At 73.5% G+C, this 19734-nt stretch carries 22 protein-coding genes and 1 riboswitch; of the genes, 5 read left to right on the top strand and 17 right to left on the bottom strand.

From position 1 onward, the window contains the following. Positions 1 to 35: 35 nt before the first annotated feature. The 11 genes from ACFHWE_RS14165 to ACFHWE_RS14115 all read right to left on the bottom strand — a co-directional run bounded on the left by ACFHWE_RS14165 (position 36) and on the right by ACFHWE_RS14115 (position 9181). Positions 36 to 443, bottom strand: a complete 408-nt coding sequence (locus ACFHWE_RS14165) for a DUF3040 domain-containing protein (RefSeq protein WP_416601904.1) — start codon at positions 441 to 443, stop codon at positions 36 to 38. A 245-nt stretch (positions 444 to 688) separates the two neighbouring features. After that, on the bottom strand, positions 689 to 1975 hold the full coding sequence (gene dinB / locus ACFHWE_RS14160; protein WP_416601902.1) for a DNA polymerase IV: 1287 nt from the start codon (positions 1973 to 1975) through the stop codon (positions 689 to 691). Between the two features lie 58 nt (positions 1976 to 2033). Beyond that, positions 2034 to 2825, bottom strand: a complete 792-nt coding sequence (locus tag ACFHWE_RS14155) for a methyltransferase domain-containing protein (protein ID WP_416601900.1) — start codon at positions 2823 to 2825, stop codon at positions 2034 to 2036. Between the two features lie 40 nt (positions 2826 to 2865). Then, on the bottom strand, positions 2866 to 3294 hold the full coding sequence (nusB, locus tag ACFHWE_RS14150; RefSeq protein WP_416601898.1) for a transcription antitermination factor NusB: 429 nt from the start codon (positions 3292 to 3294) through the stop codon (positions 2866 to 2868). Then, positions 3294 to 3854 carry an elongation factor P gene (efp, locus tag ACFHWE_RS14145; RefSeq protein ID WP_028647739.1) on the bottom strand — a complete coding sequence of 187 codons (561 nt, stop codon included), beginning with the start codon at positions 3852 to 3854 and terminating at the stop codon, positions 3294 to 3296. Before efp ends, nusB begins: the two co-directional genes overlap by 1 nt. 137 nt (positions 3855 to 3991) lie before the next feature. Continuing rightward, positions 3992 to 5095 (bottom strand): 3-dehydroquinate synthase, encoded by a 1104-nt coding sequence (gene aroB / locus ACFHWE_RS14140; RefSeq protein ID WP_416601897.1) that lies wholly within the window; start codon positions 5093 to 5095, stop codon positions 3992 to 3994. A 13-nt stretch (positions 5096 to 5108) separates the two neighbouring features. Continuing rightward, positions 5109 to 5624, bottom strand: a complete 516-nt coding sequence (locus tag ACFHWE_RS14135; RefSeq protein ID WP_416601976.1) for a shikimate kinase — start codon at positions 5622 to 5624, stop codon at positions 5109 to 5111. A 115-nt stretch (positions 5625 to 5739) separates the two neighbouring features. Next, positions 5740 to 6921, bottom strand: coding sequence for a chorismate synthase (aroC, locus tag ACFHWE_RS14130; RefSeq protein ID WP_416601896.1), 1182 nt, complete (start codon positions 6919 to 6921; stop codon positions 5740 to 5742). A 45-nt stretch (positions 6922 to 6966) separates the two neighbouring features. Next, on the bottom strand, positions 6967 to 7872 hold the full coding sequence (locus ACFHWE_RS14125) for a prepilin peptidase (RefSeq protein ID WP_416601894.1): 906 nt from the start codon (positions 7870 to 7872) through the stop codon (positions 6967 to 6969). 74 nt (positions 7873 to 7946) lie between these two features. Beyond that, complete coding sequence (locus ACFHWE_RS14120) at positions 7947 to 8654, bottom strand: SseB family protein (protein ID WP_416601892.1); 708 nt, start codon at positions 8652 to 8654, stop codon at positions 7947 to 7949. A 41-nt stretch (positions 8655 to 8695) separates the two neighbouring features. Continuing rightward, on the bottom strand, positions 8696 to 9181 hold the full coding sequence (locus tag ACFHWE_RS14115; protein WP_416601974.1) for a MarR family winged helix-turn-helix transcriptional regulator: 486 nt from the start codon (positions 9179 to 9181) through the stop codon (positions 8696 to 8698). Between the two features lie 135 nt (positions 9182 to 9316). Between ACFHWE_RS14115 and ACFHWE_RS14110 the strand changes: the two genes are divergently transcribed. From ACFHWE_RS14110 to ACFHWE_RS14090, 5 genes are all read left to right on the top strand, one after another. After that, positions 9317 to 9859, top strand: a complete 543-nt coding sequence (locus ACFHWE_RS14110) for a YceI family protein (protein ID WP_416601890.1) — start codon at positions 9317 to 9319, stop codon at positions 9857 to 9859. A 90-nt stretch (positions 9860 to 9949) separates the two neighbouring features. Further along, positions 9950 to 10255, top strand: coding sequence for a DUF2470 domain-containing protein (locus tag ACFHWE_RS14105; RefSeq protein WP_416601888.1), 306 nt, complete (start codon positions 9950 to 9952; stop codon positions 10253 to 10255). 134 nt (positions 10256 to 10389) lie between these two features. Beyond that, positions 10390 to 13044 (top strand): protein kinase domain-containing protein, encoded by a 2655-nt coding sequence (locus ACFHWE_RS14100; RefSeq protein WP_416601886.1) that lies wholly within the window; start codon positions 10390 to 10392, stop codon positions 13042 to 13044. Between the two features lie 64 nt (positions 13045 to 13108). Continuing rightward, the gene (locus ACFHWE_RS14095) at positions 13109 to 14029 is read left to right on the top strand and encodes an aldose 1-epimerase family protein (RefSeq protein ID WP_416601884.1); all 921 of its coding nucleotides are present in this window, start codon (positions 13109 to 13111) and stop codon (positions 14027 to 14029) included. Between the two features lie 102 nt (positions 14030 to 14131). Continuing rightward, positions 14132 to 14359: a helix-turn-helix domain-containing protein gene (locus ACFHWE_RS14090; RefSeq protein ID WP_416601882.1), complete on the top strand. Its 228-nt coding sequence runs from the start codon at positions 14132 to 14134 to the stop codon at positions 14357 to 14359. 24 nt (positions 14360 to 14383) lie between these two features. Here the strand turns inward: ACFHWE_RS14090 and ACFHWE_RS14085 are convergent, their stop codons facing one another. The 6 genes from ACFHWE_RS14085 to ACFHWE_RS14060 all read right to left on the bottom strand — a co-directional run bounded on the left by ACFHWE_RS14085 (position 14384) and on the right by ACFHWE_RS14060 (position 19418). Further along, positions 14384 to 15004 (bottom strand): nucleotidyltransferase family protein, encoded by a 621-nt coding sequence (locus ACFHWE_RS14085; protein ID WP_416601880.1) that lies wholly within the window; start codon positions 15002 to 15004, stop codon positions 14384 to 14386. Between the two features lie 103 nt (positions 15005 to 15107). Next, positions 15108 to 16292, bottom strand: coding sequence for an XdhC family protein (locus tag ACFHWE_RS14080; protein WP_416601878.1), 1185 nt, complete (start codon positions 16290 to 16292; stop codon positions 15108 to 15110). A 117-nt stretch (positions 16293 to 16409) separates the two neighbouring features. Then, positions 16410 to 16871 carry a PH domain-containing protein gene (locus ACFHWE_RS14075; protein WP_416601877.1) on the bottom strand — a complete coding sequence of 154 codons (462 nt, stop codon included), beginning with the start codon at positions 16869 to 16871 and terminating at the stop codon, positions 16410 to 16412. Positions 16872 to 16932: 61 nt separating this feature from the next. Further along, positions 16933 to 17406 carry a 6,7-dimethyl-8-ribityllumazine synthase gene (gene ribH, locus ACFHWE_RS14070; RefSeq protein WP_416601875.1) on the bottom strand — a complete coding sequence of 158 codons (474 nt, stop codon included), beginning with the start codon at positions 17404 to 17406 and terminating at the stop codon, positions 16933 to 16935. A 47-nt stretch (positions 17407 to 17453) separates the two neighbouring features. Then, complete coding sequence (locus tag ACFHWE_RS14065) at positions 17454 to 18743, bottom strand: bifunctional 3,4-dihydroxy-2-butanone-4-phosphate synthase/GTP cyclohydrolase II (protein ID WP_416601873.1); 1290 nt, start codon at positions 18741 to 18743, stop codon at positions 17454 to 17456. 45 nt (positions 18744 to 18788) lie between these two features. Next, entirely contained in the window at positions 18789 to 19418 is a 630-nt protein-coding gene (locus ACFHWE_RS14060) for a riboflavin synthase (RefSeq protein WP_416601871.1), read from the bottom strand. 129 nt (positions 19419 to 19547) lie between these two features. Continuing rightward, positions 19548 to 19676: riboswitch (FMN riboswitch) on the bottom strand. Positions 19677 to 19734: the final 58 nt, after the last annotated feature.

The following is a 19734-nucleotide window of genomic DNA, read 5'->3' as shown; positions in this document are numbered from 1 at the left end:
CGCCGTCGGGGTCGTGCGCGAACCCGGCTCGGAGGCTACTCCTCGCCCTCCTGGCGGCGGCGCCAGCGCTCCTCGAAACGGTTCATCATGCCCGGACGTCCCTCACCCCTGCGCTTGCGCTTGCCCTCGGCCGCGGGCGCGGCGGCCTCGGCACCGCCCGCGGGGGACTTGCGCCAGGCGTTGGCACCCCACAGGACGCAGGCCAGCATGGTGAGGAAGCCGGTGACGCTGATGATGACCTGCATGACCGGGTTACCGATCAGAAGGCCCGCCAGCAACAGGACGACACCGATGAAGAACCCGAGTACGGCTTTGATGATCCAGCGCTTGTAATGGACCGCGGGGTTCGTGTGCCGAACGGTGTTCGCGAACTTCGGGTCCTCGGCATACAGCGCCTGCTCGATCTGGTCGAGCATGCGCTGCTCGTGTTCAGAGAGCGGCACGGCGCCTCCCTACGACAGTCCCCGGTTGGGGTGACGGGTACTGATCAACAGTCTCTCGGTCAGTGATATGCCCAGAATACGGTGCGCTAGCGCCCACTGGAAAGAAAAGCTGTGTGCTCACCTGGCCCACATGGGGCACGGTACCCACACCCTGTATCGGAAACACCGGCTTACATGCCTCTCTCGCCCCGCCCGACTCCGGTCCTCTTCCTGAGAACGCTCAGGACCACCAGGAAGTTGCCGCATCATACGTCGTTTTCGTCACGCTTGGCCAATGCCGCCGACTGTACCGCCCCCGGCCCGAACCGCGCCGCCACACGATCCACCGCACGCTCCACCTCACGCCACCCCGTGCCCTCCTCACCCAACACCAACTGGCGGGGCGCCCGTTCCTCGGAGACGACCCCCTCGACCCGCACACCGACCAGCCGCAGGCGGTCCCGTCCGAGCCCGGACGACTCGTAGAGCTCACGCGCCACGGCACTGATCTCCCGACCCACGTCGGTGTGCTCGGGGAGCGTGCGCGACCGCGTGATGGTGGAGAAGTCGGCCCTGCGCAGTTTCACGCTGACCGTGCGCCCCACCTGCCCCGAGGCCCTCAGGCGTCTGCCGACCCTCTCCGACAGTCGCAGCAGCTCGCGGCGGATCACCTCCGGGTCGCCCACGTCCGTGTCGAAGGTCTCCTCCGCCCCGACGCTCTTGTCCGGCGCCTCCGGCACCACGGGTGTCCGGTCCACCCCCCGTGCCAGCTCCGACAGCCGGGTGCCGGCCCTGTCCCCCAACTCCCCCCGCAGCAGTTCGGGGTCGGTGCGGGCCAGCGCGCCGACCGTGCGCAGCCCCAGCCGCGCGAGCGTGCGCTCGGTCTTGTCGCCCACGCCCGGCAGGGCGCCCACCGGGAGGGGCGCCAGGAACGAGGGAACGTGCCCGGTGGGCACCAGCAGGAGGCCGTCCGGTTTGCAGTGTGTGGAGCCGAGCTTGGCGACGAACCTGGTCGCGGCCACCCCCACCGAGCAGGTGAGCCGCTGTTCCTCGCGCACCCTGCGCCGGATCATCGCGGCGATGCGCACCGGGCCGCCCAGCCGCCTGCGTGCCCCGGACACGTCCAGGAAGGCCTCGTCGAGGGAGAGCTGCTGCACCAGCGGCGTCACGGACCGCAAGAGCTCCATGACGGACTCGGAGACCTCCCGGTAGGCGGCGCCGTCGGGTGGGCGGACCACCGCTTCCGGGCACAGGCGCAGCGCCCGCGCCATGGGCATCGCCGAGTGGACGCCGCGGGCACGGGCGAGGTAGTCGGCCGAGGAGACCACACCGCGCGGACCGGTCCCGCCGACGATGAGGGGGCGCCCCCGCGTGCCCGGGTCGCGCAGCCGCTCGACACTGGCGAAGAAGGCGTCCATGTCCAGGTGCAGGATGTCGCACCCGGCGTCCGGGCCGCTCCCGTCCCCGGGGAAGTCCTCCCCCAGCGCGGCGATGCCGTCGGAGGAGACCATGCCGCGCAGCGCGGCGCCGCGTTCGAGCTGGCGTCGACTCATGGCCCCGGGCCCCCCGTTCGGCTCGGCTCGGCCGGTTCGCCGGGTGCGGAGGCGGGGCTCACGGCCGGTGGGCGACCACGTGGAGCTGTGTGGCGATGCCGACCAGCTCCGGGTGCTCGGCGGCGGCCTTCTCCAGCTCCACCAGGTGCTGTCCGGCGTGCACGTCACCCTCCCAGGCGTGCCCGGGCAGGAGGTCGGCGAACACCCGGACCCCGCGCACGCTCTCCACCGTCAGCCCGGCCTCGGCGACCACCTCCAGGAGCTGGTGGCGGGTGAAGCGGCGGGGCATCGGGTCCTTGTCGCCCCAGCGCCCCTCGGGGTCGGAGAGCAGGCGCGCGGCCTCGGGGATGTGCCCGGACAGCGCCCGGTGCAGCGCCCCGGCCACCGTGTTGGCGGCCAGCACGCTGACCGCACCGCCTGAGCGGATGAGGCCGGCCACGTCGCGCAGCGCCGAGTCCGGGACGTCCACGTACTCCAGCACGTTGTGCAGCAGGACCAGGTCGGCGCTGCCGGCGGGGAAGAGCGAGGCCAGGTCGCCCGTCTCGCCCTGGACACCGCGCACGGTGACGCCCTGTTCGGCCGCCCGGCGCTCCATGGCCGCCAGCGAGTCGGGGCTGGGCTCGACCACGGTCACCCGGTGGCCGAGTTCGGCCAGCGGTACGGCCGCTCCGCCGGTCCCGCCACCCACGTCGACGATGTGGAGCGGATCGGTCCCCGCACCGAGGCGAGCCAGCAGGCCCTCCAGTGCGTTCCACACGACCGCCGTCCGTGCGGCGTTGGCCGCCCGTCCCGGGCCGGTCGCACCGCCCGCCGAGCCGCCGGTCGTGCTCGCGCTGGTCGTGTCAGTCACCTGTGTCCCCTCGTGGTCGCCGTCACCGACGCGCCCCGGGTCAGAGGGCGAGCGTCGCCTTGTTCTCCATCAAGCGTGACAGAAGTCCACTGACGAAATTGGGTGACTCGTCGGTGGACAGCTCCTTGGCCACACCGACCGCTTCGGCGATCGCCACACCGTCGGGGATGTCGCTCGCCCACAGCAGCTCGTAGGCGCCCATCCGCAGGATGTTGCGGTCGACGACGGGCATGCGCTCCAGGGTCCAGCCGATGGCGTAGTCGTCGAGGAGTTCGTCGATCCGCGCGCGGCGGTCATCGATCGAACGGGCCAGGCGCTCGGTGAACTCGTTGATCGGCGGCTCGGGCTGGGCGAGACGGCGCTCGATGACCTCGTCCACCGGGATGCCGCGCACCTCGGCCTCGTAGAGGACCTCGACCGCGCGCCGCCGTGCCTTGCGCCGTGCCCCGCTCGGCCGTGCTCCGCTCATCAGTTCGCTCGACCCAGGTAGTCGCCCGAGCGGGTGTCGACCTTGACGCGCTCGCCGGTGGTGATGAACAGGGGCACCTGGATGGTGGCGCCGGTCTGGACTTCGGCGGGCTTGGTACCGCCGGTGGAGCGGTCACCCTGGACGCCCGGGTCGGTGTGGGTGATCTCCAGTTCGACGGCGGCGGGCAGCTCGATGTAGAGCGGGTTGCCCTCGTGGGTGGCCACCGTCACCTTGGTGTTCTCCAGCAGGAAGTTGGCGTTGTCGCCGACGACGGCCGCCTCGACCGGGATCTGGTCGAAGGTGTCGCCGTCCATGAAGATGAAGGACTCCCCGTCGTTGTACAGGTACTCCATGTCCCGGCGGTCGACGTCGGCGAACTCGATCTTGGCACCGGCGTTGAACGTCCTGTCGACGATCTTGCCCGTGAGGACGTTCTTCAGCTTGGTGCGGACGAACGCGCCGCCCTTGCCCGGCTTGACGTGCTGGAACTCCAGGACGTTCCACAGAACGCCGTCGATTCGCAGGGTCTTGCCGTTCTTGATGTCGTTCGTCGTGGCCACGTCGGTCGTCTCTCCAAGGGGTATGCACGTCGGGGACCGGAGCGCGCGGGCGCCCCGATCGCTCGTCGGGATGCGGGGTGCGTGCTCTGGCGGGTACCGAACGCGCCGCCGAGCGGAGCCGCCCCCTACGTGGCAGTCTAGTGGCTCTGCGGGGCCGGGGCGTCGCCCGTGACCGCGCGGTAGGCCGCCTCCAGCAGTTCGGGCGCCGGACCACTGAGGATGGCCGGTTCGGCCAGGCCGTCCAGGACCACGAAGCGCAGGGTGGCGCCGCGGGCCTTCTTGTCGACACTCATCGCCGCGCGCAGCTCGGGCCAGGACTCGGGCGCGTAGGAGACGGGCAGGCCCACCGAGGACAGCAGCCGCCGGTGGCGTTCGACCAGTTCGGAGCCGATCCGGCCGTCGAGGCGGGCGAGTTCCGCGGCGAAGACCATGCCGATGGAGACCGCGTAGCCGTGCCGGAAGGTGTAGTTCTCGGCGCGCTCGATCGCGTGGCCGAGGGTGTGGCCGTAGTTGAGGATCTCCCGGCGGCCGCTCTCGCGCAGGTCGCCGGAGACGACGTCGGCCTTGACCCGGATGGCGCGCTCGATGAGCTCACGGGTGTGCTTTCCCTCGGGGCGGGCCGCGCCCTCGGGGTCCTCCTCGACCAGGTCGCAGATCACCGGATCGGCGATGAAGCCGGCCTTGACCACCTCGGCGAGGCCGCCGATGTAGTCGGCCCCGGGCAGGCTCGGCAGGGTGGCGAGGTCGCAGAGCACCCCGGCCGGGGGGTGGAACGCGCCCACGAGGTTCTTGCCCTCGGGGGTGTTGATTCCGGTCTTGCCGCCCACGGCGGCGTCGACCATGCCCAGCAGCGTGGTGGGCACCAGGACCGAGCGCACACCGCGCAGCCAACTGGCCGCGACGAACCCGGACAGGTCGGTCGCGGCGCCGCCGCCCACGCCGACGATCGCGTCGCTGCGGGTGAAGCCGTGCCCGCCCAGGCGGGACCACAGGTCGGCGGCCACGGCCGAGGTCTTGGCGGCCTCGCCGTCGGGCACGGGCATGGGGCGGACCGTGTACCCGGCCCGCTCCAGCGCCCCCGCGACCGGCCGCGCGATCTCGCCGAGGCCCTCGGGGTGGACGACGGCGACCTGGCGGGCCGCTGGTCCGACCAGTGCGGGCAGTTCGGCGAGGACCCCGCTGCCCACGACCACCTCGTAGCGGCCGCTGGAATCCCCCACACCGATGCGGGTCGCGCTCACTCTCACTCCTTGATCAGTACCGTTCGGTGTCGGACCCGCGCGCGGCGCCCAACCCCTCCACGATCGTGTCGACGATCTCCTCCGGGTGCAGGCCGGTGGTGGGGACGGTGACCGTGGCCAGGCCCTCGTAGATGGGCAGGCGCTCGTTGAGGAGCTTCCTGAGCCTGGTGCGGGGGTTGCCCGCCAGCAGGGGGCGGGCGACGTCCATGCCGACGCGCTTGGCGGCCTCGCCGAACTCCACCTGGAGGTAGACCACGTGGTGGTCGGCCAGGTCGGCCCGGGTGTCCTCGTTCAGCACTGCGCCGCCGCCGACGGCGATCACGCCCTCCCACGCGCGCAGCCCCTCGGCGACGACCCGGCGTTCCAGGGCGCGGAAGTGCTTCTCCCCGTCCTGGACGAAGATGTCGCCGATGGGCTTGCCCGCGAGTTTCTCGACTTCGGTGTCGGTGCACAGCAGTTCGGCGCCCAGGCGCTCCGCGAGCGCCCGGCCCACGGTGGACTTGCCCGATCCGGGTGATCCGATGAGCACCGCGATCGCTTTGGCCACGTTTTCCTACCCAGCCTCGCCGCGGCCCCGCCGCAGCGGGGCCGCCGTCGTTCGTTCGTGCCTGCTCGTCCTGTGCCCGCCCGGCGGCGGACCGGGCTCACCTGATGGTGAGCGAGTCCATGTAGCCCTTGAGGTTGCGCGCCGTCTCGGCCACCGAGTCGCCGCCGAACTTCTCCACCGCGGCCTCGGCCAGGACCAGGGCGACCATGGCCTCGGCGACCACGCCGGCCGCGGGGACCGCCGTGACGTCGCTGCGCTGGTGGTGGGCCTGGGTGGGCTCGCCGGTCTCGATGTCGATGGTGTCGAGCGCGTTGGGGACGGTGGCGATGGGCTTCATGGCCGCGCGCACCCGCAGCGGACCGCCGGTGCTCATCCCGCCCTCGACGCCGCCAGCGCGGTTGGTGCGGCGCCGCACGCCGTCGGGGCCGGGCTCGATCTCGTCGTGGGCGGCCGATCCGCGGCGCGCGGCCGTGCGGAAGCCGTCCCCGACCTCCACGCCCTTGATGGCCTGGATGCCCATGAGGGCACCGGCCAGGCGGGCGTCGAGGCGGCGGTCCCAGTGCACGTGGCTGCCCAGGCCGGGAGGCAGGCCGTAGGCCAGGACCTCCACCACCCCGCCGAGGGTGTCGCCGGACTTCTTGGTGTCGTCGACCTCCTCGACCATGCGGGCGCTGGTCTGGGGGTCGAAGCAGCGCACCGGGTCGGCGTCCACCGCGGCCAGGTCCTCGGGGCGGGGCTCGGCGGCGTCCTCGGGCACCGAGACCGTCCCCATGGACACCACGTGGCTGAGGATCTCCACGCCCAGCGCCTGGCGGCAGAACTGCCGGGCGACCTCGCCGATCGCGACGCGGGCGGCCGTCTCACGGGCGCTGGCGCGCTCCAGGATGGGCCGGGACTCCTCGTGGCCGTACTTCTGCATGCCGACGAGGTCGGCGTGCCCGGGCCGGGGCCGGGTGAGCGGTGCGTTGCGCGCCACGCCCTCCAGTTCCTCCGCGGGGACGGGGTCGGGCGACATCACCTTCTCCCACTTGGGCCACTCGGTGTTGCCCACCTCGATCGCGACTGGCCCGCCCTGGGTCCTGCCGTGCCTGAGGCCTCCGATGACGGAGACCTGGTCCTGTTCGAACTTCATCCGGGCACCACGTCCGTACCCGGCGCGGCGGCGGAGCAGTGCGGCGGCGATGTCGTCAGAAGTGACGGACACACCGGCCGGAAGGCCCTCCAGAATCGCGACGAGTGCCGGCCCGTGGGACTCCCCAGCGGTCAGCCAACGCAACATGTCCTCGATCCTTTCACGGATCCGGGCGGGATGCGGCACCCGGGTTCACGGTTGCGGGACGAGGGGGCTTCCGACGAGAACGGTGGCCAGGGCCGCGGCCAGCAGGAACGGCCCCAGCGGGAAGGGGTCCCGCCGGCTCCTGCGGCGCAGCGCGACGAAGGCCACAGCGACGAGGCAGAAGGCGGTGAAGGCCCAGAAGACGGAGGCGAGGGCGCCGAACGGTCCGGCCGCCCAGCCCGCGTACAGGCCGGTGAGGCCGGACAGCTTGACGTCGCCGAACCCCATGCCCCTGGGGTGGATCCACCACATCAGCCACAGCAGGACGGCGATGAGAACCATGCTCACCAGAGCGTCCCCGGCCGCGGCGAGGTCGGGGCCGCCGGGCGCGGTGAGGACGGCCCCGCCGATGAACAGGGCTGCCACAGGGTAGGCGGGGGCGACGATGGCGTCGGGCAGGCGCATGACCCGCAGGTCGACGGCGGAGAGCGGGACACCGACCGCCACCAGCCAGAGCACGGCCAGGACGGCCGACGGTGAGGCGTCGGCGCGCAGGAGTGCCAGGGCGCCGGTGAGGGCGAAGAGCACGGCGGTGGCCGCGACGACCCCGCCGTGGGGGCGGACGGTCGCCGCGCAGTGGGGGCACACGCCCCGCCGCCGGAAGGCGGGCGCGGCGACGGCGGGCAGGCCCCGGACGAAGGGCAGTTCCGTCCGGCAGTGCGGGCAGCGCGGGGGCGGCGGCCCTTCGCCGTCTTCGCCGCCCTCTCCGGGGCCGGGCGGGGCCTCCCCGGTCCTGGTGGCGGGGACGGGGGTGGGGACGGGGGCCACCGCCCCGAAGAGCGGCACGAGGCGTCCCGTGGCCACGCCGACGGCCGCCCCGCACGCTCCGAGGAGCAGGGCGAGGGCGCCCGCCCAGACCTGGGGCGGGACTGCGGAGAGGCTGGGGGTCGGCATACCTGGAAAGCTACCTTCGGCGGCGCTCCGGCGACAGGGGCGACGGCGGCCTGTGGACGGGCGGCCCCGCCGGCTCAGTCCCCGTCGGGGCGGGCCCGCACCACCGCGCTGAGTTCGATGTCTCCGGGCAGGACGTGGCCGAGTTCGGTCCTCAGCCGCTCGGCGACCCGGTTCAGCACGGTGTCGTCGCGCTCGTCGAGTTCGAGGCGGATCCCGAGGTCGGCCCGCTCGGAGTCGTGGACGCGCACGCGCCCGATCCCGGACTCGGCGTGGGTCACACGGTAGATCAGGGCCAGGACCTGGGGGTCGTCCTTGGGATCGGGGACGTGGCCGTGTTCGGCGAGCACGCCGAGGAAGGACCCCTGGACGGTGTAGGGGGTGGGGCCGGAGACGTCGATGACGAGGGCGTCGGCGCCCTCGTCGACGGCGGCGCGGCAGGCGTCCTGCGTGGTGAACGGTACCGGCCGAGCGTCCGGGCGCCAGCGGCGGAGCGCGTCGACGCAGGTGAAGGCGAGCACGCCGCGGCGGCCGTCCCTGCCGGTCATGACGGGGACGGCGACCTCGCTGGACTTGTCCTTGGTGAGGCCGTCGGCGCCCTCCTCGGTCTCGGTGGCCACGGCCACCACGGGGACCAGGACCCGGGATCGGGCGAGCGCGGAGAGCACCTGGCGGTCGCCGGTCTCACCGGCCGCGTGCTCGCGCAGGCGCGCCTGGACCTCGGGGTCGGCGCCGCCGTCGTCGTCGCGGAACCTCTGGGCTCCGATGATGGATGGTCTGCTCACGTCCCCGACCCTACCTGCGGTCAGGGCGCGGTGACCGGGGCTCAGCCGGTCCGCCTCTCCTCCGGTGCGGGGGCGCTCTGGCTGAGACGGTCGACGATCGCGCCGAGCTGGGCGGTCTGCTCGTCGCCCAGCGGGGCGAACAGCAGGCGGCGCACCAGGGCGGCGTGACCGGGGGCGGCGCGCTCCAGCAGGTCCAGGCCCTCACCGGTAAGGACGGCCCACAGCCCCCGCCGGTCCTCGGAGCAGTGGATCCGGCGCACGTATCCGGCCTCCTCCAGGCGGGCGACCTGGTGGGACAGGCGGCTCTTGGAGACGATGACGCACTGGGCCAGGGTGTGCATGCGCAGGCGGCGCCCGTCTGCTTCGGAGAGGTGGACGAGGATGCCGTACTCGACGAGGGAGATCCCGCACCGGGAGCGCAGGTCCCGCTCCAGCGCGCCGTAGAGCGCCGCGTTGGCCCTGAGGAAGCCGCGCCAGACGCGCTGCTCGTCGGCGTCGAGCCACACCCCGCTGCCCATGGGCTCCATTCTATCGCCGCCGCCCCGGAGTGTGACCGGAGCCACGGGATTACTTGCCTTCCTGGGAAGATATTTGTTGGCTACCTTGTTCCTGGCAAGCGAAGGGGGTCCGAGCCGGGCCCGCCCAACCGTGAGGAGACAGCCATGGCAGCGCAGGAGCTCAAGGCCGGGACCTGGAAGATCGACACCGCCCACTCGGTGGTCGGATTCTCCGTCCGCCACATGATGGTCAGCAAGGTGCGCGGACGATTCGAGTCCTTCGACGCCACCCTGACCGTGCCCGAGGACCCCACCCGGGCATCGGTCACGGCGACCGTCGACGCCGCCTCCCTCAACACCGACAACGCCGACCGCGACGCCCACGTCCGCTCCGCCGACTTCTTCGACACCGAGAAGCACCCCGAGTTCTCGTTCCGCTCCACCGGAGCCGAGGCCGCGGGCGAGGACTGGATCCTCAAGGGCGACCTGACGATCAAGGGCACCACCCGCCCCGTCGAACTCGCCCTGGAGTTCAACGGGTCCACCATCGACCCCTACGGCCTGCTCCGCGCGGGCTTCACCGCCTCCACCGCCATCAGCCGCAAGGAGTTCGGCGTCGACATCGAGATGCCGATGGACGGCGGCGGCGTGGTCGTCGGCGACAGGATCACCATCGACATCGACGCCGAGTTCACCCACCAGGGCTGAGCGTCGTCCGGGCCGCGGACGCCTGGGTATCGTCGGCGGGGGAGGGCACGCGCCCTCCCCCGCTCGCGTTCCCAGACCACGGGAGGTTCCGTGCCGTCCGATCCCTTCTCCCCGTCGGTCGTCGACGCCGTCACCGCGCACATGAACGGCGACCACCCCGAGGACACCCTCGTCATCTGCCGCGCGCTGGGCGGCGTCCCCGAGGCCACCGCCGCCCGGATGACCGGCCTGGACAGCGAGGGCGGCGACTACGCCGCCACCGTCGACGGCACCGAACGGGCCGTGCGCATCCCCTGGTCGGCGCCGCTCACCGAACGGTCCCAGATCCGCACCGAGGTGGTGCGCATGTACGAGGAGGCCTGCGCCGGACTCGGCCTCACCCCACGGGGCCACTGACCCGCGAGACGGGGCCGACACGCCCTTGGGAACTCCGACGGTCCGTACGGAGTCCAACACACCGGGGGAGGGCCGAGCGCCCGCCCCGGACCCACGTCTTTGACCACCTCTCGCGAAGGATGGCCCCGACCCCGATGGCCGCACCCCGACCCGGTGAAGACGACGCCGCCACCCGCAGGATCCCGCCCGCCGCGCCGACCAGGCGGCTCGGCCCCCAGGCGGGCGCCACGCGCTGGGTGACGCGCGTCCTGCGCCCCGGCTCCGCCCGGGCCGGCGGTGCGGGTCCCACGCGCGTCGCCGAACCCGCGGCCGGACCGGCGCCGACCGCGCGCCCCGACCAGCCGGGCAGGGGGCCCGCCCCCTGGTGGCGAAGCCTGTTCGGCCCGCTCCTGGACTGGCTGGGCCGCCTCGTCTCCCGCGTGGTGGTCGGCCCCGCCGACGACCTGGACTACGCGGTCCCGGCCGAACTGCGCCGCCGCTACCAGGTGCTCGGGCACCTGGGGTCGGGCGGCGAGGCGGTCGTCTACCTCGCCGAGCCCTCCGACGAGCCCGGGCGGCGGCTCGCCCTCAAGGTGTACCGGCCCGGACACGACATCAACCGCGAACTCCTGGACCGGCTGCGGGCACGCGGGACCGCCTCGCCCCACACGCCCGCCATCCAGGGGTACGGGACCGCCGCCAGCTCCTGGGGCGAGGACCTGGCCTGGGAGGCGCAGGAGTACTTCGCCCACGGGTCGCTGCGCGCGATCATCGACCAGGCGCCGCTGGACGATGCCCGCGCGAAGGCCGTCGTCTCCGCCGTCGCCGACTGCCTGCACCACTGGCAGCACGGCCTCCAGCACAACCACACCGACGTCAAGCCCGAGAACCTGCTGGTGCGCTCCCTCGACCCCCCGGTGGTCGCCCTCACCGACTTCGGCGGCGCCGTGCGCGCCACGATGAGCCGTGTCTACGGCGGCGTCGCGGTCACCGAGGACTACGCGGCGCCCGAGGTGATCGAGGGCCGCCGCGAGGCCCCCGCCGCCTGGTGGTCCCTCGGCGTGATGGCGCACGAGCTGGTGACCGGCCGCCGCCCCGAACGCGGCGGCAACTGGCTGACCGCCCGCAACACCGAGGTGGACGTCTCCGCCGTCACCGACGAGCGCTGGCGCCTGCTGGTGCGCGGTCTGCTCGCCCCCGCGCCCGCCGCCCGCTGGGGCCACGCCGAGGTCGTCCAGTGGCTGGCGGGCGAGCGGCCGCGGATCCGCACCGTGAACCGCACCCGCCCGATCGTCTTCGCCGGGGTCGCCCACGAGGACCCGCCCAGTCTGGCCTTCGACCTGCTCGACCGCTCCGACACCGGGGCCATGTGGCTGTGCAGCCACTGGATGGAGCTGCGCAGTTGGCTGGACCGCGAGGTCAACGACTACACCTTCGACCGCGCCCACCTCACCGGGATCGGCTCCGACCCGGGCCGGGCCCACCTGGCGATCAGCGCGCTGGCCGCCCGCTACGTGCCCGGTATGCCGCCCCGCTTCCGCGGGCACGAGATCAGCGCGGACGGGCTGGCCGCCCTGGCCGCGGGCGACGCGAGCCGCCACGGGGTGGTGCGTGAGGCCGTGGAGTCCGGCGCGGTGGGCCTGGCCGCACAGCACTGGTGCCCGCACCCCTCCTGCCGGTCCGGAGGGTCGGGCCGCTGTGCCGTGCTGGAGCGGGTGCAGCACGAGGTCCCCTTGGTCATGCGCCGTGTGGCCGAAGGCGTCGACCGCGCGATCGCGGCGGGCCCCGACGCACCGCGCCGCCCCGAACGCCACGAGGTGGACACCGCCTGGGCGCGGGCCACCGCGCTGGTGCTGGAGCCCGGGACCGCCTCGGAGCTGCGCGCGGCGCTGCGCCGCCAGTCGTGGCACCCCACCCAGCGCAGCGCCGCCCCGCACGCCCCCTGGTGGGTGGAGCAGCGCCGCCAGGCCCTGCGCGAGGCCAGGGGCACGGACACGGCGGCCGCCTCGGCCGCCCTGGTCACCGCGGTCCTCATGCTGCCCGAGGCTGTGCGGATCGGGGGGATCGTCTCCGACCGGGAGCGCGCCGACAGCCGTACCCGGCGCCAGGACCGGTGGGCGGCCCTAGCGGGCTCGGCCCGGGAGCGGTGGGACGGCGCCAGGGCGAGGATGGCGACGGCACAGCAGCGCCGCGCCCAGGCCGCGACCCCACCCACGCGGCAGAACCCGCCCCCGTACCCGGGGCCCCACGGAACCCCGTACCCGCCCTACGGAGGGCCCGCACAGCCCCAGGCCGACCCCGACAAGGCGCGCCGCTACCAGGAGCGGGCCAAGCGGCGGGTCGACCGGACCATGAACCAGATCCAGCGCGCGATGCGCGCGGGCCGGTGCCGCCGCTTCGCCTACCCCGCGGCCCTGCTCGGCCTGCTGGACGGGCTGGGGCGGGCGCTGCGGCCCGACGGCGGTTTCTACCCCGAGAGCGAGTTCGTGGTCTCCGCCTACACCGGGCTGCTGGACGCCGCGAACGGCGCGGTGCTCGGCTGGCTGTCGGGGCTCACCGGCGCGGCCACGGACCTGCTGCCCGCCGGGGCCGGCGACGCCTGGTGGCTGCCGGTGGGACTGGCCGCGGCGCTGCTGGCACTGGGCCGGACCGCCGCGAGCAGGCGCGGCAACTCCAGGGCGCGCCGCCGCCTGGCCGCCTTCCGGCTGGCCGTGGCGGGGTCGCTGGCCATGGTCGTGGTGCTGCTGTCGACCGGGCTGCTGGCCCTGGGGTCGGGCGTGCTCATCCCGCTGGACGGCCTGCTCGGCTGAGCGGGTCCGTGCGCTATGATCGCCCGGTTCATCGGAGCGGGACCGGACGCGGGAAGGCGGACAGGTGGGAGAGGCGTTGGAACTGCGCTCGGGGGAGTACCGGGCGCGGGTGGACCGGACCGGCGCGGGCTTGCAGGCACTCACCTGGCGGGGCCGGGACCTGGTGTGGCCCTACACCTGCGACACCGGACCCGACTCCTTCCAGGGCCAGCTCCTGGCCCCCTGGCCCAACCGGACCGCCGCCGGCCGCTACACCTTCCAGGGCACCGAGTACCACCTGGAGGTCGACGACCCGGCCACCGGCACGGCCATCCACGGCCTGGTCCACGCGCTGGACTGGTCGGCGGAACAGGTCGGCGATGAGGCCGTGCTCCTACGGCTGGCCTTCAGCGGAACGGCGGGCTACCCCTTCCCCCTCGACCTCACCGCCGCCTACCGGTTGGGGCCCGACGGGCTGGCCGTCACCGTGGGCGTACGCAACACCGGCTCGGGAGACGCCCCCTTCGGACTGGGCTTCCACCCCTACCTCACCCTGGACCGCCCCCTGTGGGAGCTGTCCGAACGCGGGGAGCTCACCGTTTCGGCGGACGCGGGAGCCCACCAGCCCACCGACGGCGGGATGATCCCGAAGGGCGCTCCGCTGCCGGTCGACGGCGGGGGGTTCGACCTGCGCCCGCCCGGCCGCGACCTGGACTCCACCGTCCTGGACACCGCCTTCACCGCCCTGGACCGGGACACGGAGGGCCGCTCCTGGGTGCGCGTGGGCGGCCCGGAGCACCGGGTGTGCCTGTGGTCGGGCCCCGGCCTGGACTGGCTCCAGCTCTACAGCGGCGACACCCTGGAGGGGCCGCGGCGGCGCGCCGCGCTGGCCGCCGAACCGATGACCTGCCCGCCCGACGCCCTCAACAGCGGCACCGGCCTGCTGGTGCTCACCCCGGGCGCGTCGGCGGAGTACCGCTTCGGCCTCCTCGCCGAACCCGTGTAGCCGCACTCCGACGCAGGCCCGGAGGGCGGCTGAGCACACACACGGTGGAGACCGACGGAAGGCTGGGAAGGGAATCCCGACTACGAACACGCCCAGTGGTGCATGGCGCTGTCCGAACTGGTCTGCGCCGAACGCGACAAGCGGGGCTGGTCGCTGGAGGAGTTCGCCGCTCAGGCGGGCCTGTCCGTGGACGAAGTCGATGACCTGGAGGATTCCAGTGCCTACCCGGGTCCGGGCGTGCTGATGATGCTGGCCGCCGCGTCCGACGTGGTGGTGCACGGCACGGACGACCCGCGCGACCCGCTCGCGTTCGTGGACCGCGTGGCCTGACTCCGGTTCGCTCCCCGGGGCGGGTCAGGCGCCCCTGAGCAGGCCGCTGACGCGCTCCAGGTCCTCGGCGGTGTCGATGTCCTGCGGGCTGGCGATGTCGTCGCAGGCCACCGCGGTGACCAGGTGCGAGTAGGCGCGCAGGAACGGCCGCGCGCCCGTGTCGCGCACGGCCATGTTGTGCACCGCCGACCAGTGCTCCCGGCCCAGCAGCACCGGGTTGCGCGGGTTGCCCCCGTAGGTGGCCACGGCCGCACGCGCCCCCTGTTCGTGCGCGTCCAGCAGCCGCCGGACCGCCTCGGAGGTGACCAGCGGCTGGTCGGCCAGGGCGATCAGGACGGCGTCCACCGCGTCCGGCAGGGCGTCGATCCCCGCGCGCACGGACGAGCCCATGCCGGTGGCCCAGTCGGCGTTGATCACCGTGTGGGCGCCGCGCACCGGCGTGTCGGCGGCCCCCAGCACCACCATGACCGGGTCGCAGCCGCCCCCGGACAGGGTGCTCACCCCCCGGTCGACCAGGCGTCGGCCGCCCACCTCGATGACGGCCTTGGGCCCCCCGATCCTGCTGCCGCCCCCCGCAGCCAGGAGCAGCCCCGCGACCGGGTCCTTCCGCTGCCGCCCCGTGTTCCCCGTATCCCCAGTAGCCATGCCGAGATGATGTCACGCCCGGGCCCGCTCCACAGGGCACGTGGCGGATTTCGCCCGAACGTGTGTGCCGGACCACCGGGGTGCACTGCCGCGACCAGCGGTTTCAGTGGTGGGCCGGTTCCGGTTCACCCGAAGGCGTGGCCGAATCCGGCCGCGAGGAACCGGGCCGCGCGTCGAGGTGGATCCGCCCGCTCGTCTCCCTTAGGGCGCGTCCGCTGCCGCCCCAGCGGCTCTGCACGAGTTCGGCGGCGATGGACACCGCGGTCTCCTCGGGGGTGCGCGCGCCCAGGTCGAGGCCGATCGGCGAGTGCAGCCGCGCCAGTTCCCCCTCCGCGACCCCGGCCTCGCGCAGCCGCTCCAACCTGTCCTCGTGGGTGCGCCGGGAGCCCATCGCCCCGATGTAGCCCGCCCGGGTGGCGAGCGCGGCCTTGAGGACGGGCACGTCGAACTTGGGGTCGTGTGTGAGCACGCACACCGCCGTGCGCTCGTCGATGTCGTCGGCGATCTCGTCCAGGAACACGTGCGGCCACTTCACGACCACCTCGTCGGCGGTGGGGAACCGCTTGGGGGTGGCGAACACGGGCCGGGCGTCGCAGACCGTCACTCGGTAGCCGAGGAAGGAGCCCAGGTCGGCGACGGCCGCGGCGAAGTCGATGGCGCCGAAGACCAGCATGCGGGGCGCGGGGGCGAAGGACTGGACGAACACCTCCAGCGCGTCGCCGCGCCGCTGGCCGTCCGCGCCGTAGCGGAGCAGCCCCGTGCTGCCCTGCGCGAGCATGCCGCGCACGTCGTCGTCGAGGGCGTCGGCGAGGCGGTCCCCGGCCGCGCCCACGTCACCGGTGGCCCGGTTGGGCCACACCACGCGGCGGCGCCCCAGGCGGCCGGCGCCGGAGGGGTCGGAGACGACGGTGGCGACGGCGACCGGCCGGTGCTCCTCGACTGCGCCGAGCACCTCGCCCAGTTCGGGGAAGCCCGCGCGGCTCACCGGTTCGACGAACACGTGCAGGGTGCCGCCGCAGGTGAGTCCGACGCTGAACGCCTCCTCGTCGCTGACGCCGTAGGTCCTGCGCACCGGCACCCCGGTACGGATGACCTCCAGCGCCTCCTCGTAGACGGCGCCCTCCACACACCCGCCAGAGATGCTGCCGACGACCTCGCCGTCGGCGCCCACGGCCATGGCCGCCCCGGGCCCCCGGGGCGCGCTCTTGTCGGTGTCGATCACCGTGGCCAGGGCGAACGTGTCACCCGAGGCGTAGAGACCTGCCGCCGCCGCACGAATATCCCGCACTCGTTTGCCCCTTCCGCGTCCACACCTATGATCCTCGCTTCCAACGTATGTGAGCGAGGTAACGGAAGAAGTCCTCCGTTTCGTTGGGGAACGGGGGCCGGGTGTCCGCGTGCGGGGCTACGCTCCGCCGGGTTCGGCGGCCTCACCCCGTTCGCGCAGCAGCCGCCGGAACTCGTCCAGGCCGCGACGGGCCAGGTCGCCGTCGGTGCTCTGGATCCCCATCACCGCCAGGGTGGTGCCGTCGGACAGGTCCACCGTGGGCCAGGGCTCTCCGACCGGCATGCGCACGTCGACGATCTCCTCCCACTCCAGTACGTGGGTGCGGATGCCGTTGACCACGGTCACGCCGCCCTCGTCGGCCACGAGCCGGGGGCGGCCGAGCAGGTGCAGCCCGGCCGCGATCGCCAGTCCCAGGGCGATGAGCAGGAACCTGTCGAAGGGCCGCCAGTCGGGCGGCAGGACTACCGCGAGCACCGCCATGGTCGCCACGACCAGCAGACCCATCCCGTAGGCGACCAGCCGCGCCGCCCGGGGCCGCCACGTCCTGGGCAGCGTCGGCCTGTCCGCCGTCTCGTCCACGGGTCGTTCCTTCGTCCGCACCGAATCTCCAGAGTCCTCCCCGCGCGGGGGATCGCCGTTCCTAGCGCCGTAGACCGCGCAGGACGACGGCCGCGTCCAGGGCGGCCCACGCCGCCTCTGCGCCCTTGTCCTCGGCGCTGTCGGGCAGTCCGGCGCGGTCGAGCGCCTGTTCCAGGGTGTCACAGGTGAGTACACCGTTACCCACGGGGGTGGACTGGCGCAACGCCACCTCGGTCAGCCCGTGGGTCACCGACTGGCACACGTAGTCGAAGTGGGGGGTCCCGCCGCGGACCACCGCGCCCAGGGCGACGACCGCGTCGTGGCAGCGGGCGAGTTCCTGGGCGACCACGGGGAGCTCCACCGCCCCGGCCACCCGGACCACGGCGGGCGCCGCGGCCCCCGAGGCGGACACCACGGCGGTGGCGCGTTCGAGCATCGGATCGACGATACGGGCGTTCCAACGGGTGACGACGATGCCCACCGACATCCCCGAGGCGTCGAGGCCCCGGGCGTCGGGGCGACCTTCACCGCTCATGTGCGCTTCTCCTGATCGTGTTCGGTTGCGGGTGCCCGGTCTCCGGGCTACTCGGAGACCACGGCCAGCTCGTGGCCCATCCGGTCGCGCTTGGTGCGCAGGTAGGCGATGTTGTCGTCGGTGACGAAGGAGGGCATCGCCACCCGCTCGCACACCCGCAGGCCGTGTTCGGCCAGCCCCTCGGCCTTGGCGGGGTTGTTGGACAGCAGCCGCACCGAGGAGACCCCCAGTTCGGTGAGGATGCGCGCACCGGCCCCGAACTCGCGGGCGTCGGCGGGCAGACCCAGCCTCAGGTTGGCGTCGACGGTGTCCACCCCCTGGTCCTGGAGGCTGTAGGCGCGCAGCTTGTGCAGCAGCCCGATCCCCCGGCCCTCGTGCCCGCCCAGGTAGACGACGACCCCGCGCCCCTCGTGCGCGATGGCGGCCATGGCGGCGTCGAGCTGGGCGCCGCAGTCGCAGCGGTGGGAGCCGAAGGCGTCGCCGGTGAGGCACTCCGAGTGCAGGCGGACCAGGACGTCCTCGCCGTCGGTGAGGTCGCCGTGGACGAGGGCGACGTGCTCGGCGCCGTCGGCGGTGCCCTTGAAACCGACCGCCCGCCACTCGCCGTACTCGTTGGGCAGGCGGGTCTCCACCATGCGTGTGACCAGGGGCGGCGCCTGCTGTTCCGGGGTGAGGACCTCACCGCGGGCGAGGCGGTGGGCGGCCAACTGCTCGACCGACACCAGCTTCAGGCCGTGCTCGTCGGCGAACGCGCGCAGGCGCGGCAGGCGTGCCATGGTGCCGTCGTCGTTGACCACCTCGGCCAGGACCCCGGCGGGGCGCAGCCCGGCCAGGCGCGCGAAGTCCACGGAGGCCTCGGTGTGGCCGCGGCGGGCCAGGACACCGCCCGGGCGGGCGCGCAGCGGCAGGATGTGCCCGGGTCGGACGAAGTCGGTGGGACGGCTCCCGGCGGCGGCCAGCAGGCGGATGGTGCGGGCCCGGTCGGCGGCGGAGATGCCCGTGGTGACGCCCTCGCGCGCGTCGACGGTCACGGTGTAGGCGGTGCGCAGGCTCTCCTCGTTGCGCGCGGTCATCAGCGGCAGGTCGAGGCGGTCCAGGTCGGGGCCCTCCATCGGTACGCACACCACACCGGAGGTGTAGCGGATCATGAACGCCAGGAGTTCTGGGGTGGCGAGTTCGGCGGCGAAGATGATGTCGCCCTCGTTCTCGCGGTCCTCGTCGTCGACGACGACGACGGCGCGGCCCGCGGCGAAGTCGGCGATCGCGTCGTCGATGGGGTCGAGGACCACGGTCGGCTCGCCGTCGGCCGTGTCCGGTGTGGTGTCGATGAGTGTCATGACCGCTCCCTTGGATGGTGGGTGGTGTGGCTCCGGGCGCCGGGGTCAGCCGCGTCCGGCGGCGGCGACGGCCGCGATGCGCTCGACGTACTTGGCGATGACGTCGGCCTCGACGTTCACGGCGGCCCCGACGGCGAGGGCGCCCAGAGTGGTGGCGCGCAGGGTCTCGGGGATGAGGCTGACCTCGAAGTACTCCTCGGCGGCGCCGGGCGCGCTGACGGCGGACACGGTCAGGCTGGTGCCGTCCAGCGTCACCGAGCCCTTCTCCACCAGGTACGGGGAGAGCCGCGCGGGCAGGCCGAAGCGTAGAACGTCCCAGTTGTCACCGGGATTCCGGGAGATCAGGGGTGCCGTGCCGTCGACGTGGCCCTGGACGATGTGGCCGCCCAGGCGGCCGTCGGCGCGGGCGGCGCGTTCGAGGTTGACCGGCGACCCCGGGACGAGGGCGCCCAGACAGGAACGGTCCAGGGACTCCTTCATGACGTCGGCGGTGAAGGTGTCCTCACCGCGGTCGACGACGGTCAGGCACACGCCGTTGACCGCGATGGAGTCGCCGTGGCCCGCGTCGGAGGACACGCGGGGGCCGCGCACGGTCAGTAGGAGGGACTCGCCTGTGTCTGTGGCGGGCCGGAGGGAGACGACCTCGCCCAGCTCTTCCACGATTCCGGTGAACACGCCCTGTGCATCCCTTCGCCTGGGGCTCCGGGGTGCACTGGGGGCTGTGGACCGGATGGTCCACGACGGGTACGGGTTCGGCCCCGGAGCGCCGAAGGGCGCACGGAAAGGGGCGGGACCCGTCCCAACGCGTGCCGCCTCCCATCCGGACTCTCACCGTCGGTACCGGAATTCCACCGGTTCAACCGGCCGATGGATTCGGCCGGGTCGCGGACTGTCACCGCCGGTTCGGACTTTCACCGACCCCGGAGCACACGTTCGACTGCTGTCTCGGTCAGGATCCTACCCGCTCGTCCTCCGGCGCGAGCGCCCGGGT

The sequence above is a fragment of the Nocardiopsis sp. LOL_012 genome (genome assembly GCF_048060475.1).
In the GTDB taxonomy this organism is placed as follows: Bacteria; Actinomycetota; Actinomycetes; order Streptosporangiales; family Streptosporangiaceae; genus Nocardiopsis.
The sequence above is the reverse complement of the archived record's forward strand: the minus strand, read 5'-3'. Positions and strand labels throughout refer to the sequence as shown.

What these genes read in the sequence shown, in the direction of transcription:
- dinB (WP_416601902.1), bottom strand. Translation starts at nt 1,975, where the DNA reads ATGAGTCGACGCCAGCTCGAACGCGGCGCCGCGCTGCGCGGCATGGTC.
- nusB (WP_416601898.1), bottom strand. Translation starts at nt 3,294, where the DNA reads ATGAGCGGAGCACGGCCGAGCGGGGCACGGCGCAAGGCACGGCGGCGC.
- aroC (WP_416601896.1), bottom strand. Translation starts at nt 6,921, where the DNA reads ATGTTGCGTTGGCTGACCGCTGGGGAGTCCCACGGGCCGGCACTCGTC.
- ACFHWE_RS14125 (WP_416601894.1), bottom strand. Translation starts at nt 7,872, where the DNA reads ATGCCGACCCCCAGCCTCTCCGCAGTCCCGCCCCAGGTCTGGGCGGGC.
- ACFHWE_RS14115 (WP_416601974.1), bottom strand. Translation starts at nt 9,181, where the DNA reads ATGGAGCCCATGGGCAGCGGGGTGTGGCTCGACGCCGACGAGCAGCGC.
- ACFHWE_RS14110 (WP_416601890.1), top strand. Translation starts at nt 9,317, where the DNA reads ATGGCAGCGCAGGAGCTCAAGGCCGGGACCTGGAAGATCGACACCGCC.
- ACFHWE_RS14100 (WP_416601886.1), top strand. Translation starts at nt 10,390, where the DNA reads ATGGCCGCACCCCGACCCGGTGAAGACGACGCCGCCACCCGCAGGATC.
- ACFHWE_RS14090 (WP_416601882.1), top strand. Translation starts at nt 14,132, where the DNA reads ATGGCGCTGTCCGAACTGGTCTGCGCCGAACGCGACAAGCGGGGCTGG.
- ACFHWE_RS14085 (WP_416601880.1), bottom strand. Translation starts at nt 15,004, where the DNA reads ATGGCTACTGGGGATACGGGGAACACGGGGCGGCAGCGGAAGGACCCG.
- ribH (WP_416601875.1), bottom strand. Translation starts at nt 17,406, where the DNA reads ATGAGCGGTGAAGGTCGCCCCGACGCCCGGGGCCTCGACGCCTCGGGG.
- ACFHWE_RS14065 (WP_416601873.1), bottom strand. Translation starts at nt 18,743, where the DNA reads ATGACACTCATCGACACCACACCGGACACGGCCGACGGCGAGCCGACC.